This is a genomic window from Pseudarthrobacter sp. 902506025 (genome assembly GCF_040702325.1).
Lineage (GTDB): Bacteria > Actinomycetota > Actinomycetes > Actinomycetales > Micrococcaceae > Arthrobacter.
Genome location: NZ_JBFBKW010000004.1, coordinates 106,663 through 119,836 on the forward strand (window position 1 = coordinate 106,663; position 13,174 = coordinate 119,836).

The window sequence follows — 13,174 nt, forward strand, 5'->3', positions numbered from 1 at the left end:
CAGAGCATGACGCGAGAGAACATCAGGACCCCCGACGGCGGAACGATTGAGCTCTTCTCCACCGGCGCGGAACTGGCGTCGGCCGGGTCCGGTGTGGTGGTGGTGCCGCCCTCCATGGTGACGGCCGCGGACTACACCAAGTTCGCCCAAAAGCTGAGCGCCGCCCTGGGCCGGCCGGTCCACACGTTCAACCGGCGTGGCCGCGGATCATCGTCGCCGCAGCCCGAGGACTACACGCTGGACGTGGACATCCGGGACCTGGACACGGTCATGAAGCACACCTCCAGCACGGACGTCTTTGGACACAGTTTCGGCGGAGCAGTTGCCCTGCACGCCGCGCGGACCCTGCCCGTGGAACGGCTCGCCGTCTACGATCCCGCAGTCTCCGTGAACGGCAGCGTCACCGCCGACTGGATCGTGGAATATGAGCGTGCCATCGCCGCCAAGGATGACGACCGCGCCCTCGCCGTGATCCAGCGCGGCCTGGAAGCCGGCGGTGCATTTTCTTCGCGGATGCCGCTGTCCATGCTGACCCTGGCCAACAAGCTGACCGCGGGCACCACCGAAGGCAAGCAGCAACGCGAACTGATGCGCACCGGCGTCCGCGAAATCAAAGCCATCATCGCCGCCGACATGCCTGCCGAGCCATTCCAGGCACTCCCCCTGGAGACGCTGATCGTGGTGGGCGAAAAGAGCCCGGCCTACTTCGGCATCGCCTGCGGCCAGATCCACGACGTCCTCTCCGGCTCCAGCTACACCATCCTGCCCGGCTTCGGCCACGACGGCGCCATCAAGGCCCCGGACAAGCTGATCAAGGAACTGAGCGACTTCTTCGCCGGCTAGTGTCCTGCGCCGTGGCCCGGGCCGGCACCTTCGGTCTTGCGCATCATCGCGGACAGTACGACGGCGGCAAAGGCTATGACGGTTGCCGTCATGAAGGCGGCACTCATCCCTGCTACGAGTCCCGACGCCGCACTCACCACAGCGAAGATGGACACCAGCAGGGCCGTGCCCGCCGCACCGGCCACCTGCTGCGTGGTGCTCATGATCGCTGAGCCGTGGGAGTAGAGGTGCGGCGGCAGCGGGTTCAAGCCCGTGGTGAAGGCTGGGGTGAACAGCAGCGCCAGGCCGAAACTCAGCGCCACGTGCAGGGTGATGATCCACCAAACCGCTGTGCCGGCGTCGAGCATTGAAAATTGCCAAAGGGCCACCACCATCAGGATGGAGCCGGTGACAGTAAGGGGCAGCGGGCCTACCTTGTCGAACGCGCGGCCGATGACAGGGCCCAGCAGCCCCATGGCCAGGCCGCCGGGAAGCAGCGCCAGGCCGGTCTCGAGCGACCCCAGGCCGCGGACTTCCTGCAGGTAGAGCGGGAGCAGGATGACGCCGCCGAACAGCGCCATCATGGCCACCACCATCAGGAGGACCGAGACGGTGAACATCCGGAAGTTGAACGCGCGAAGATCCAGCAGCGGCGCGGCGGCCTTCTGGAGCCGGACCTGGCGCAGGACGAATACCGTGAGCGCTGCGACGCCGATGACAAGGGCCGCGATGGCACCGGCACCCGGGCCAGCCTGGCCGCCGTGGCCGCCGCCGATCTGGCTGAGCCCGTAGACCAGGCCGCCGAAAGCGGGAACGGTGAGGACAACGGACAGGACGTCGAGCTTGCCCTTCTCCACCTCGCCCACGTTGGTGAGGTATTTGGCGCCGATGGCCAGCGCTGCGAGGGCCACGGGCAGGACGAAGAAGAACATGAAGCGCCAGGTGAAATGCTCAAGGATCAGCCCGGAGACGGTGGGGCCCATGGCCGGTGCCACCGAGATGGCAATGCTCACGTTGCCCATGACGGCGCCACGCTTTGCCAGCGGGACCAGGGTGAGGATGGTGGTCATCAGCAGCGGCAGCATGATGGCGGTGCCGCCGGCCTGGACGATCCGTGCCAGGAGCAGGACCTCGAACCCCGGGGCCACCGCGGCCAATGCTGTTCCGCCCGCGAACAGGCCCATGGCCAGCATGAAGACGGCACGCGTGGAGAGGCGCTGGAGGATGAAGCCGGTGGTGGGGATGACCACGGCCATGGTGAGCATGAATCCGGTGGACAGCCATTGAACGGTGGGTGCGTCCACCCGGAGGTCCACCATGAGCCGCTGCAGGGCAACATTCATGATGGTCTCGTTGAGGATCACCACGAACGTCGCCACCAGCAGCGTGCTGATGATGGTCACGGACTCCCGGGACATCTTCTCCGGGGCAGCGGGCAGGGTTCCTTGGCGGATTCCTTCGCCGGGTCCTTGGTCAGGGGCGGGCTGTCCGCTGGCGTTCGGAGAGACTTCGGTAGACATGGGTGTTCCCTCAGGGGTGTTTTAAGAGTGATGCGCGGTCGGCGCCGCTGCAGATTCCAACACTCTACCCGCTGGAGTAATTCCTCCGCATGGGTACTTTTACCCCTGAGGGAACATTAGGGCTTTGCTTTAGGCGGTCTGCCCTGCGTGCTGGCCTTCGGAGATTTCTTCCACCAGCTTGTTGTTGAACGCCGGGAGGTCATCAGGGTTCCGGCTGGTCACCAGGCCCTGGTCAACCACCACTTCCTGGTCCGTCCAGTTGGCGCCCGCGTTCTTCAGGTCGGTTTCCAGCGTGAAGTAGGACGTGACATTCCGGCCCCGGATGACTCCGGCCTCGATGAGCAGCCACGGTCCATGGCAGATCGATGCCACGGGCTTGTGCTGTTCGAAGAAGTTCCGCGTGAAGCTCTGGGCGTCCTTGTCGACGCGGAGGTGGTCTGCGTTCACCACGCCACCCGGGAGTACCAGCGCGTCGAAGTCCGAGGCGTTCGCCTCCGCGACCGTCAGGTCGACGTCGAAGGTATCGCCCTTCTCCGTGCCGTTGTAGCCCTGCAGCTTGCCGCTCTTCGGCGCCACCAGGGTGGGCTCGCCGCCGGCGTCCTTCACTGCCTGCCAGGGACTGGTGAGCTCTACCTGCTCCACTCCGTCAGTCAGCAGGAATGCGACCTTCTTGCCTGCGATGCTGTGCTCTGACATTGTTCCTCCTCATCCTTGCGGTTGCGCGCTTTTGGCACGCGGGGGTCCCGCTTGAGAGTTGATTGCCTGACCACTCCAGCCTAGGAAATGGGAAAGTAATAAGCAAGCTGACTATCCATCTTGCGTGCTCTCACGAGTGCGCCGCGCAAGCTCCTTTGCGCGGCGGGTATTTGGGGTGCGCCGGGGATTTTGCGCCCTGGAATTGCGTACGACGGCGGCAGGCAGCTTGCGCGGCCGAGGCACCTTGGACGGCCGGTGGCGTTTGGACGTGACGGTTGGGCCTCCGGCAGCTCCCGACCGGTGGCCAGTGATGGGCGATGCCACGTCAGAATGTCAGTGGGTCGCTGGATGATATGGGTATGGGAATCGGGACAGGCGGGGCAGCGGTTGTGGAGGGACTTGAATCCTCCATGGCTGCCTTCCGCAGGCTGATTCAGGAAGACACCGCCCTTGCATCCGGTGCCTGCGTTGGCACTGACGTGGATGTGCTGCAGCGGCGGTACGAACTCCGCCTGAAACGGCTGGAGGTCGTGAAGCGGCTGGAAGGCCAGCTCGCCGCGGTCAAGGCCCGCGACGTTGCCGACGCCGTCGAGATCCAGCACGCACTGCTGGCCCCGGACGCCCCAGTGCATGAGCGGACCTATGCGGAGATGTCGGCCGTGGAGGAGATCGCCGGGGTGCTGACCATCAGCTCCGCGGCAGCAGGGGCGTTGGTGGAGCACTCACGCCGGATCTGCTCCCTGCCGCTGGTGTTCGAAGCCTTGGCCACCGGGGACATGTCGTGGCAGCACGCCCGCATCGTTGCGGACGAAACCGAGAGCGTCGACTGGACTGGTGCTGCTGCGCTGGTGGCGCATTTCTTCGACCCTGACGCACCCCAGCCCGCCCGCGGCGCCGCCCCCGGCGAGCTCGTACCGTCCCGGTTCCGGGCCAAGGTCCGTGGGTGGCGGGAACGCCACCATCCGGAATCGATCCAGAAGCGCCACGCCAAAAGTACCGCTGACCGGCGGATGGAATACACCCCCGACAAGGACGGCATGGCCTGGGTCTCCCTCTACCTCCCTGGGGACACCGCCTGCGCCATCTGGAACCGCACCACGGCCACCGCCCGCGGACTCCAAGGCCCCGACGAAGAGCGCACCCTCACCCAGCTCCGCCCCGATATCGCCGCCAGCCTCCTCCTCGGCGCCGGCCAGATGGCGGGCGAGGGGTCCACCGGCACCGCCCCGGGCACGCAGGGTGTCACAGGGATCGGGAAGGTCCCTGCGCCGCGGGCCGACGTCCTGGTCACCGTGCCCGTGTTCGCCCTCCTCGGACTGACGGATGAACCCGCCGTGCTGGATGGTTTCGGCCCGATTCCGGCGTCCATGGCCCGGAAACTTGTCGCCGACGGGGCGGACTCGTTCTACCGGGTCCTGGTCGACCCCCGCGACGGGGCACCACTGGAAATCGGCCGGAAAAACTACCGGCTCACCGAGGCCATCAAACGCTGGATCAGGATGCGGGATGCCAAATGCACTTTCCCCGGCTGCACCAACCGCACCCCCGACAACGAAACCGACCACCTACAAGCGTGGCAACACGGCGGCACCACTGGAACCAGTAACTTGGCACAGCTCTGCCCCAAACACCACCGGCTCAAACATCACAGCCAATGGACACCGGACCCCGCCAACAAGAATGAACCACCCGGCTGGACCTCACCAACGGGCAGGCACTACAACCCAGAACACCCCGACCCCGAACCAACCCACTGGCCACCAGAAAGCTGGCCGCAGGGGTCGCAATGGCCGCAGTGGCTCCAGTGGGCCGCGCCCGCCCTCTGCCAATGCCTGGAGGCCAGCCTCAATAACCTTCCGCAGTGGGAACCCGACGACGACAGATACGTGGACCTCAACGACCTGCCGGCCGACGATCCCCTCTGGGCCGAATTCCTCGCCACGCCATTCGCCCTTTTCCCGGAGGCCATTGGTGCCCGGCCGTAGGCTGCCATGGACAGTTCTGAGGCCACTTCTGAAGCCCGTCCTGCAGCGCCCGCCGCTATGCCCTGTGGTGCTCGATCAGCCAGGCAGCCATCTGCTGGGCGCGCTTCCCGGCGTCCAGGTCACCGCCGGTAGCCGAGATGATGGAGCCCTTCATCAGGATCTGCCAGGAACGCGCGAACCCGTCAGGGTCCGCAAGCCCGGCTTCTTCGGCCAGTGCCTGCACATGGCTCCGAAGTTTTGCCAGGTAGTTGATGCTGGCCTGCCCCAAGGGGTGGGACGGTCCCATCTCCAGCAAGACCTGGGTGAAGGTACTCCCTTCGAAGTCATCGCGGCGGAACCATTCCCCCAGGACATCGAAGATCGCCAGCAGACGCTCCTCCGGCGTCTGTCCCCGGCCGCGGGCCTGAGCCACTATTGCTTCAACAGTCCACAGTTTGTCCCGCTGCTCCAGGAAGGCCAGGACCAACGAATCCTTTGACGGGAAATGCCGGTAGAAGGTGGCCTTGGCCACCCCTGACCGCTCGATGAGCTCATTGACACCCACGTCGCGGATTCCCCTGCGCGAAAACAGCTCGTAGGCCACCGAGAGGATCCGCTCCACGGAATTGGTGTTGCCCTCCCCCGACGAGGCCGGGGAAGACGCATCGGATATCGGGACCTTCGCCTCTGTGCTCATCAGACTTGGAGTCTACTGCAGGGGAGACAGACTGGTCTTGCCCGCTGTAGTGTTTCTCCTACGCAGTTCTTTAGAACACCGCAAGGCGCCCCCAAAGGGTCCGCCGGTTTGGAGCAAGGAGGCCCCAATGTCAGCAGAGCGGATGTTCCAAAGTGTCCCGTCAGATCCCGATCCCTGGATGTCCAGTGATACGCCCGAAGAGGTCAGGCAGTTCGCCATCGAGTCGCTCCGGTGGCAGGCGCAGGAAATCATCGATGAACTGCTTGGCGGCCAGGATCCCAGTGAAGAACTCGTCCGGGCCCGCCTTCGCCGCTGCGTCGCCAGGAACCCGGGCCGCCCTGAACGCGCGCTGCTCGAACAGCTCATGATCAACCGGGACCACTCAGGGCTATAACGGGCACGGTATGCCCCGGGCCGGCGGGGCAGCTATGAACGGCAGCTACGAACTCAGCGGAATGTTGTCGATCAGGCGCACCGGGCCCACCTTGGCCGCGATAAGCGCCAGGGCCTCGCCGCGGAAGGGTGTTTCCCGGCAGTTCTCGGCCAGCGGCTCAAGGGTGCCCGGGTCCACTACGTCAAAATAGTCCAGCGAGACCAAGGGCTGGGATTCCACCATCGCCAGCGCGGAGTCGAGGTCCAGCGGCTCATGGGCGTTCGCCCTTTCCTCCAGCAGCCGCAGGGCCCTGGACAGGACCAGCGCGGCGTCCCGTTCGGCATCGGACAGGAAGCGGTTCCGGCTGGACAGCGCCAGCCCGTCCGTTGCGCGCACCGTAGGCACACCCACGATCTCCACCGGGAAGTTCAGGTCGGAAACCATCCGCCGGACCAGGGCCAGCTGCTGGGCGTCCTTTTGCCCGAAGTAGGCCCGGTACGCCGGCAGGCTGCCGCCGGCAGAACCCGCGGGACCGGCGGGAAGACCGGCCGCCGGCATGCCGTAGTGCAGCAGTTTGGCCACCACAGTGAGTGCCCCGTCAAAGTGGCCGGGCCGCGAGGCGCCCTCCCACTTATTCCCCAGGCGGCCCGAAGTGATCCGCACCAGGGGTTCGCCGCCGGGATAGACCTCCTCCACGGAGGGCGCGAACGCGAGGTCAACGCCCTGCTCCTCGAGCAGGGCGAGGTCCGCGTCGAGTGTCCGTGGGTAGCGGTCCAGGTCAACGGCATCGCCGAACTGCAGGGGGTTGACGAAGATGCTGGCCACCACCACATCGTTCTGCTCGACGGCGGTGCGCGCCAGCGTTGCATGGCCTTCGTGGAGGGCGCCCATGGTGGGCACAAGCCCCTGGGAGACACCCTGTTTCGCGCCGAGCAAGCGGGCGCTTTCGGCTTTCAGGCCGGCCACGGTGGTGACGAGTTGGATGGGCATTCAGTCTTCCTTCGGATCGAGGGCCTCGCGCAGCCCCTTCAGCTGGTCGGGTTTCAGCAGGCCGCGCCCTTCAGCGCGCAGGGCAGTGGCGCGGGCCATCGCAAGGTAGGCCTCAAGCACGTCCCCATGCCCGCCGCCGTCGAACTCCCGCAACGCCTCGGCGTGCGCACGCACGGTGCCCACGTCACCGCGGGCCACCGGCCCGGTCAGCGCAGACTCCCCCGAGGCCAGCGCGTTTTCCAGGGTGGCGCGCAGCAGCGGCCCCAGCATGCGCTCGGGCGACTCCACTCCCACCTCGCGCAGGAGCTGCGACGCCTGTGCCACCAAGGTGACCAGGTGGTTGGAACCATGGGCCAGGGCCGCGTGGTAGAGCGTCCGGTCCGCCTCGGCGATGGCCACAGGCTCCGCCCCCATCTCCACCACCAGCGCCTGCGCGATGGGGAGCATGGCGGCATCGGCCGTCACGCCGAAGGTGCAGTCCAGCAGCCGGGTGAGGTCCAGGCTCATGCCCGTGAACGTCATGGCCGGGTGCAGCGCCAGCGGCACGGCGCCGGCAGCACGGACCGGATGCAGCACGCCCACGCCGAACCGGCCCGAGGTATGTGCCACAAGCTGCCCCGGCTGCCAGGCGCCGAGCTTCGCCAGCCCCTCCACCAAATCCGGCAGCGCGTCGTCGGGCACCGCCAGCAGCACCAGTTCGGCACGTTCCACGATGTCCTGCACCTCAAGGATGGGCACCCCGGGAAGCAGTGCCTCGGCCCGGTCCCGGCTGGCGTCGGAGACGGCTGACACTCCCACGACGGCGTGCTCGGCTCCGCGCAGGGCCGCGCCGAGCACGGCGCCCACCTTGCCGGCGCCGATGATTCCGACGCCGAGGCGTCCGGGCTTAGCCATGCGTCTGGCCTTCCTGTTGGTAATGGGTGCGGGCTTCAATGGCTGGAGCCCCAGGGTACGGCGCTCCGGGAACCGGTGTGCCCGGCACGGGCGCAGGTTCCACTGCCGGAACAACCTGCCGCAACCATTGTTCGGTGGTTTGCCGCTTCCTGGCCAGCCGGGCCCGCGCAGACTGCTCGTCGAAGAGTTGCCTGGCCTCGTCCAGCCCCGCCTGGGTAAGCCGCGGGGCAACGGGACCGGCCGTCGTATGCAGGACCAGGTCGGCCACCCGGAACCGGCGCGCCACGGGCCCCTGGTGGATCGCCAGTGACTGCGTGCGTTGATGGGGCACCAGCACAAGGTCCCGCCACCAGCGTCCGGAGCGGATCAGCAGTGCCGTGTCCGTGGCGGCAAACCCGTTCCGCCGCCAGCCCAGGGGCGCCAGCAGCCGGGCCCGCCGGGGCGTGGTGGTGAACCCGCCGTCGGAATCCCTGCCGGTAAGCCCCGCGGCGAACACCTCCGCAGGGCGATCCGTTCCCGGGTCCGGCAGGACGAGCGAGAGCATGGCAAGGACGTCGGCGAACTTGCCCACCGGCAGGAGGATGGTCCTGGTGTTGCCTTCGACGGCGTTGCCGGACGTCCCGTAGCCGGCAACGTTCACCTGCATCCGGTACCAGCCGAACGGACGCCACAGCGGAGGCTGGGCAATCTTCACGGCCTGGATCCGACCCGGCGGAAGTGTCTGCGCCTGGGTGTCCAGCAGCCCGTACCGCAGCCGGATGCCGTCCGGTGAGACGGCGGCGGTGAAGTTGTAGCCCTTGTTGAAGAAGTTCCAGTAGCTGGCGGCAAGGCCCAGCGCTGCGGGTACCAGGTAGAAGTAGAAAGCGCGGTTGTCCGTCAGCGCGGACAGGACCACGGAAGCGAAACCGCCCACCACAATGAAGAAACTTTGCTCGCTCAACAGGAGCGATCCGACAAGGCGCGACGGCGGCACGCTGAGTACCTGGATTTCGGGCGCCTCAGGTGCGGGCGGGGCAAAGGACTCCGCCGACGGGCTGCCGGGACCTGGAAGCGCCGCGGCGCCGGCCGCCGGGCCCGCCCCGAAACCTGCCTCAGCCCCGGAGGCCCGTGCCAGGATGGTGGCGCGCAGTTGGCGGGCGTCGTCGATCCTGAGGTACGCCAGGCGCACGGCGGATTCGCCGGCGTCGGCAACTTCAAACTTGAGTTCGGCCAGGCCAAAGATGCGGGCCAGCAGTGGCTGCACGATGTCAATGGCCTGCACCCGGTCCAGGCGTGCCTGCCGGTGCTGGCGGAAGAGGAGGCCGGTGTTGACCCGGACATAGCCGCCGGAGACCTGGTACTTGGTGAAATACCAGGTCAGGACGAACCCCAGGACTGCCACGGCCAGCACCGCGGCACCGCCGCCCAGGAGCCACGGTGCACGGCGGGCGAACCCGTCCTCGAACACGGGCTGGCCCTGGAGTGTCCGCTCAAACAGGTCGCGGCCGAAGAAGAACGTGATGGCGGCCAGTGCAACCCAGCCACGGACAAAAGGTGAGGCGGGATGCACACGCAGCCATTCGCCGTCGGGCGTTCCCGTGGCTTCCGGGCCGGTGCCGGCAGGCGGCAGCGCCGGACCGGGCAGCTGGCCGTCAGTGGTCACAGTCCTGCCAGCCTGGCTTCGCCGCGGGCGGCCAGCTGTTCACGGAGCCGGGCGCCTTCAGCCGCCGGGAGGCCGGGGATGCGCGCATTGGTGCCGGGGGACGCTGTGTGGAGCTTGACGGTACACAGGCCCATGCCCCGCTCCACAGGTCCCACGGCGATGTCCACATACTGCATGCGTCCGTACGGGACGGCCATGGTGCGCTGGAAGAAGATGCCGCTCCTGACCAGGAGGTCCTCGTCCCGCTCCGCGTAGCCGATGGCCCGGACCTGCCGCGGGATGAGGACCAGCCGCCATAAGGCAAGCAGCAGGGTGGCGGCCGGAACGGTGATGGCCAGCCACAGCGGCGGCCACCGCCACCATCCCAGGAGGACGAACACCAGCGGCGCGGACAGGACCAGTATGGCGGCGATGTTGGCCAGGGCCCATTCCACCAGGCGGACGGTGACGTATTTCGGTGACACCCGCTGCCAGTCGATCCCCGGCGGGTCAATCGCCTCGGTACGCATACTCGCCTTCCCCTGCGGCTTCCCCGCGGGCAGGCCGGCCCTTCTTCCCGTCAACGCTGTTGGTGTCGCCGTCTTCCGGCGGGATCCTGCAGAACCGCTCCACGACGAGCCCCACCACGATCATCACCAGGCCGCCGCCCGCCATGGCCAGGGCAAGCCAGGTGATGCCCTGGTCGCTGCGCAGGCTCCAGATCCGCAGCTGGTCCAGGAAGATGCCCACATGCCATCCCAGGAGCACCGTTCCGGCGTAGGCGCACGCCTGCGCCAGGATCAGGGTCCGGGCGGCCAGGAGGGGATCCAGCTGCGTCTTTTTCGCCTTGCTGTTGGGCTGGTGGCTGTTCCGCCACCTCAGGATCCTGATACCCAGGATCAGCGTGATGATGACGATGACGCCCATCGTGGCCAGCGCGGTGGCAGGCAGGACAGGCGTGGCCATGCTGTACCGGCTGGTGACAACCGTGGCCGACCAGCCCGCGATGGCAAGGATGACGCAGATCAGCAGCAGGCGCAGCGGGTTGATGGGCTTCATCTCTCCTCCACCGCTCCCGCCGTCGGCATCCCGTCAAAGTCCCCGAACCCGTCGAACGGGGCAAGATCCTTGAAATCGTCCGCCTGGACTGCCAGGGTGCTGATCCGTTCGCCGTTCAGCGTGGCGGCGGGTTCGATGAGCGACCACGGGTAGAGGACGAAAGCGCGTGAGGCCGCCCGGGGGTGGGGGATGGTCAGGGCGGGGTCGTCACTGCGGAGCTCGCCGTAGGTGATGATGTCGACGTCGAGCGTCCGCGGCCCCCAGCGGACCTCACGGACGCGGAGGTGCTTGTTTTCCACGGCCTGGCAATGTTCCAGCAGTTCGGCAGGGGTGAGGCTGGTTTCCACCGTGATGACCATGTTCAGGAAGTCCGGCTGGCCGGCAGGGCCGCCCACGGCTTTGGTCTGGACTATGGGCGAGACGGCAAGCAGCCGTACTTCGGGCGGATCCACCAGGTCCGCCACAGCCTCGGTCAGGGTCTCGTTCCGTTCACCAAGGTTGCTGCCCAGGGCCAGCACGGCCTTGGTGTAGATCCCGTTCATGCCTGCGCACCGGACAGCGCAGGGGCGGCGGGAACCCGCTCGCGGTGGACCGTGACGGCCACGTCTCCGAAGGGGACCTCGATGGGGGCCTGCGGCTTATGGACGGTGATGTCCACGGCCTGGAGCGCGAATTCGGCCAGGAGACTGTCGGCGATCCGCACGGCGAGTGCCTCAATGAGGTTCAGGGGCTCCCCGGTGATCCACTCGGTAATACGCTGCGCCACCTCACCGTAGTGGGCGGTGTCCCGGACGTCGTCGGACTGCGCCGCTTCGGTGAAGTCCAGGTAGAGCACGGCGTCCACAACAAAGGGCTGGCCCTCCCGGCGTTCAAAATCGAAGACACCGTGGTGGCCGACGGCGGTCACTCCGGTCAGCGTAATCCTGTCCATGGGTCCCCCGGCCCTATTGCGTTTTGGGTACGGCTTGTGTTGTGGGTGCCGCCATGCGCGCAGCCACCTTGACCGCGTCAAGGCTGGAACCGACGTCGTGTACGCGGACGGCCCAGGCCCCTCGGTAGGCGCTGATCGCTGTGATTGCGGCCGTGGCACTGTCCCGCTCGTCAGGAGCGGCGGACTTCCCGGCCACGGTGAGCAGGGTGCCGAGGAAACGCTTGCGGGAGGCAGCCACCAGGACCTTGTGGCCCAGGCTGTCCAGCTGGTCCAGGTTCTGCAGCAGTTCCCAGTTCTGGGCGTCGTTCTTCGCGAACCCCAGGCCCGGATCGATGATGATCTGTTCCCTGCTGACACCGGCTGCGTAGAGCTTGTCCCGTACTCCTGCCAGTTCCGCCACCACTTCCCCGGCCACATCCGTGTATTCGGCGAGCGAGTTCATGGTCCGGGCGTCGCCCCGGCGGTGCGTGAGGACATAGGGTGCCTTGGAGGCCGCCACAAGCTCCACCATCTCCGGTTCGATGGTCAGCCCGGAGACGTCATTGATGATGGCCGCGCCCGCCTTCAGGGCAGCGGCTGCGGTGGAGGCGTGCGTGGTGTCGATGCTGACCAGCGCGCCGGCCTTCACCAGCGCTTCGATCACCGGCAGGACGCGGCGCTGCTCTTCGTCGGGGGTGACGTCGTCGGCGCCGGGCCGGGTGGACTCGCCCCCGACGTCGATGATGTCCGCACCCGCGTAGAACATCCGCAGGCCTGCCGCGATGGCGGTGTCCGCCGTCGCGTGCTTGCCGCCGTCGCTGAATGAATCCGGGGTGACGTTCAGGATGCCCATGACCAGGGTGCGGCCGGTGGGGAGGTCCTCAAAGCGGGCAGCCGGGCGGGGCTTGCGCAGGATGGGCAGCGGGGACGTAGCGGGCCCCGTTCCAGGGGCTGCAGCGAGTGAATCCATGGTGTGTGGTTACCTTCCGAGGATGAGGCTCATGGCTTCGGCACGGGTGGCCGGGTCATGAAGCTGCCCGCGGACCGCACTGGTGACGGTCTTCGCTCCGGGCTTGCGGATGCCGCGCATGGACATGCACATGTGCTCGCATTCGACGACGACGATCGCACCGCGGGGTTTGAGGTGCTGCACCATCGCTTCGACAATTTCGGTAGTCAGCCGCTCCTGTACCTGGGGGCGGCGGGCGTAGATGTCCACCAGCCGGGCCAGCTTGCTCAGCCCGGTCACCTTGCCGTCGTGCGAGGGGATGTAGCCAACGTGGGCCACCCCGTGGAACGGCACCAGGTGGTGCTCGCACGTGGAGTAGAAGGGGATGTCCTTGACCAGGACCAGTTCCTCGTGGTCCAGGTCGAAGGTGGTGGACAGGACGTCCGCAGGATCATGGTGCAGTCCGGCGAACACCTCGGCGTACGCCTTCGCAACCCTTTTCGGCGTGTCCACGAGGCCGCCGCGGTCCGGGTCCTCGCCGATGGCAAGGAGGATCTCGCGGACGGCCGCCTCAATCCGTGGCCGGTCCACCTTTTCGCGCTTGGAGTGGTGGGAACCGTCCTCCGCCGGGTAGGCGGCGGAGGCGGAAACGTCGTCGTCGTCGAAGGAAGTCACAAGG

Annotated in this window: 15 protein-coding genes; 3 read left to right on the forward strand and 12 right to left on the reverse strand. The window is 67.1% G+C overall.

The annotated features are described in order from the left end of the window. Positions 1–6: 6 nt before the first annotated feature. The gene (locus AB0280_RS10350) at positions 7–843 is read left to right on the forward strand and encodes an alpha/beta fold hydrolase (protein WP_159634334.1); all 837 of its coding nucleotides are present in this window, start codon (positions 7–9) and stop codon (positions 841–843) included. Here AB0280_RS10350 and AB0280_RS10355 read toward each other — a convergent pair. Beyond that, the gene (locus AB0280_RS10355) at positions 840–2,342 is read right to left on the reverse strand and encodes an MDR family MFS transporter (RefSeq protein WP_366367191.1); all 1,503 of its coding nucleotides are present in this window, start codon (positions 2,340–2,342) and stop codon (positions 840–842) included. The genes AB0280_RS10350 and AB0280_RS10355 overlap by 4 nt on opposite strands. Positions 2,343–2,471: 129 nt before the next feature. Continuing rightward, positions 2,472–3,038 carry a type 1 glutamine amidotransferase domain-containing protein gene (locus AB0280_RS10360; protein WP_159634341.1) on the reverse strand — a complete coding sequence of 189 codons (567 nt, stop codon included), beginning with the start codon at positions 3,036–3,038 and terminating at the stop codon, positions 2,472–2,474. 359 nt (positions 3,039–3,397) lie between these two features. Here AB0280_RS10360 and AB0280_RS10365 point away from each other — a divergent pair, with 359 nt between their 5' ends. Beyond that, positions 3,398–5,023, forward strand: coding sequence for an HNH endonuclease signature motif containing protein (locus tag AB0280_RS10365; RefSeq protein ID WP_366367192.1), 1,626 nt, complete (start codon positions 3,398–3,400; stop codon positions 5,021–5,023). 55 nt (positions 5,024–5,078) lie between these two features. Here the strand turns inward: AB0280_RS10365 and AB0280_RS10370 are convergent, their stop codons facing one another. Next, positions 5,079–5,699, reverse strand: coding sequence for a TetR/AcrR family transcriptional regulator (locus tag AB0280_RS10370; protein ID WP_366367193.1), 621 nt, complete (start codon positions 5,697–5,699; stop codon positions 5,079–5,081). A 127-nt stretch (positions 5,700–5,826) separates the two neighbouring features. On the opposite strand from AB0280_RS10370, the gene AB0280_RS10375 reads away from it, so the two are divergent. Then, the gene (locus tag AB0280_RS10375) at positions 5,827–6,093 is read left to right on the forward strand and encodes a hypothetical protein (protein ID WP_159634351.1); all 267 of its coding nucleotides are present in this window, start codon (positions 5,827–5,829) and stop codon (positions 6,091–6,093) included. A gap of 45 nt (positions 6,094–6,138) precedes the next feature. Here the strand turns inward: AB0280_RS10375 and AB0280_RS10380 are convergent, their stop codons facing one another. From AB0280_RS10380 to folE, 9 genes are read right to left on the reverse strand one after another with little or no spacing between them, the layout of a single operon-like run. After that, positions 6,139–7,062, reverse strand: a complete 924-nt coding sequence (locus AB0280_RS10380; RefSeq protein ID WP_224024236.1) for a 4-phosphopantoate--beta-alanine ligase — start codon at positions 7,060–7,062, stop codon at positions 6,139–6,141. Then, positions 7,063–7,956: a Rossmann-like and DUF2520 domain-containing protein gene (locus AB0280_RS10385; protein ID WP_275181950.1), complete on the reverse strand. Its 894-nt coding sequence runs from the start codon at positions 7,954–7,956 to the stop codon at positions 7,063–7,065. Continuing rightward, on the reverse strand, positions 7,949–9,598 hold the full coding sequence (locus tag AB0280_RS10390; RefSeq protein ID WP_275181951.1) for a PH domain-containing protein: 1,650 nt from the start codon (positions 9,596–9,598) through the stop codon (positions 7,949–7,951). Before AB0280_RS10390 ends, AB0280_RS10385 begins: the two co-directional genes overlap by 8 nt. Next, entirely contained in the window at positions 9,595–10,107 is a 513-nt protein-coding gene (locus AB0280_RS10395) for a PH domain-containing protein (RefSeq protein ID WP_275181952.1), read from the reverse strand. Before AB0280_RS10395 ends, AB0280_RS10390 begins: the two co-directional genes overlap by 4 nt. Further along, positions 10,088–10,636, reverse strand: coding sequence for a DUF3180 domain-containing protein (locus AB0280_RS10400; RefSeq protein WP_224024230.1), 549 nt, complete (start codon positions 10,634–10,636; stop codon positions 10,088–10,090). Before AB0280_RS10400 ends, AB0280_RS10395 begins: the two co-directional genes overlap by 20 nt. Beyond that, the gene (folK, locus tag AB0280_RS10405) at positions 10,633–11,178 is read right to left on the reverse strand and encodes a 2-amino-4-hydroxy-6-hydroxymethyldihydropteridine diphosphokinase (protein ID WP_159634402.1); all 546 of its coding nucleotides are present in this window, start codon (positions 11,176–11,178) and stop codon (positions 10,633–10,635) included. Before folK ends, AB0280_RS10400 begins: the two co-directional genes overlap by 4 nt. Beyond that, positions 11,175–11,567, reverse strand: coding sequence for a dihydroneopterin aldolase (gene folB / locus AB0280_RS10410; RefSeq protein WP_159634405.1), 393 nt, complete (start codon positions 11,565–11,567; stop codon positions 11,175–11,177). The genes folK and folB overlap by 4 nt, the downstream gene beginning before the upstream one ends. 13 nt (positions 11,568–11,580) lie before the next feature. Beyond that, entirely contained in the window at positions 11,581–12,516 is a 936-nt protein-coding gene (gene folP, locus AB0280_RS10415; protein ID WP_159634408.1) for a dihydropteroate synthase, read from the reverse strand. A gap of 9 nt (positions 12,517–12,525) precedes the next feature. Then, entirely contained in the window at positions 12,526–13,170 is a 645-nt protein-coding gene (gene folE, locus AB0280_RS10420) for a GTP cyclohydrolase I FolE (protein ID WP_224024226.1), read from the reverse strand. Positions 13,171–13,174 lie beyond the last annotated feature (4 nt).

Excerpts from the sequence above, each read along its gene's own strand:
- AB0280_RS10350 (WP_159634334.1), top strand. The coding sequence starts at position 7 with ATGACGCGAGAGAACATCAGGACCCCCGACGGCGGAACGATTGAGCTC.
- AB0280_RS10355 (WP_366367191.1), bottom strand. The coding sequence starts at position 2,342 with ATGTCTACCGAAGTCTCTCCGAACGCCAGCGGACAGCCCGCCCCTGAC.
- AB0280_RS10360 (WP_159634341.1), bottom strand. The coding sequence starts at position 3,038 with ATGTCAGAGCACAGCATCGCAGGCAAGAAGGTCGCATTCCTGCTGACT.
- AB0280_RS10365 (WP_366367192.1), top strand. The coding sequence starts at position 3,398 with ATGGGAATCGGGACAGGCGGGGCAGCGGTTGTGGAGGGACTTGAATCC.
- AB0280_RS10370 (WP_366367193.1), bottom strand. The coding sequence starts at position 5,699 with ATGAGCACAGAGGCGAAGGTCCCGATATCCGATGCGTCTTCCCCGGCC.
- AB0280_RS10375 (WP_159634351.1), top strand. The coding sequence starts at position 5,827 with ATGTCAGCAGAGCGGATGTTCCAAAGTGTCCCGTCAGATCCCGATCCC.
- AB0280_RS10380 (WP_224024236.1), bottom strand. The coding sequence starts at position 7,062 with ATGCCCATCCAACTCGTCACCACCGTGGCCGGCCTGAAAGCCGAAAGC.
- AB0280_RS10385 (WP_275181950.1), bottom strand. The coding sequence starts at position 7,956 with ATGGCTAAGCCCGGACGCCTCGGCGTCGGAATCATCGGCGCCGGCAAG.
- AB0280_RS10395 (WP_275181952.1), bottom strand. The coding sequence starts at position 10,107 with ATGCGTACCGAGGCGATTGACCCGCCGGGGATCGACTGGCAGCGGGTG.
- AB0280_RS10400 (WP_224024230.1), bottom strand. The coding sequence starts at position 10,636 with ATGAAGCCCATCAACCCGCTGCGCCTGCTGCTGATCTGCGTCATCCTT.
- folK (WP_159634402.1), bottom strand. The coding sequence starts at position 11,178 with ATGAACGGGATCTACACCAAGGCCGTGCTGGCCCTGGGCAGCAACCTT.
- folB (WP_159634405.1), bottom strand. The coding sequence starts at position 11,567 with ATGGACAGGATTACGCTGACCGGAGTGACCGCCGTCGGCCACCACGGT.
- folP (WP_159634408.1), bottom strand. The coding sequence starts at position 12,516 with ATGGATTCACTCGCTGCAGCCCCTGGAACGGGGCCCGCTACGTCCCCG.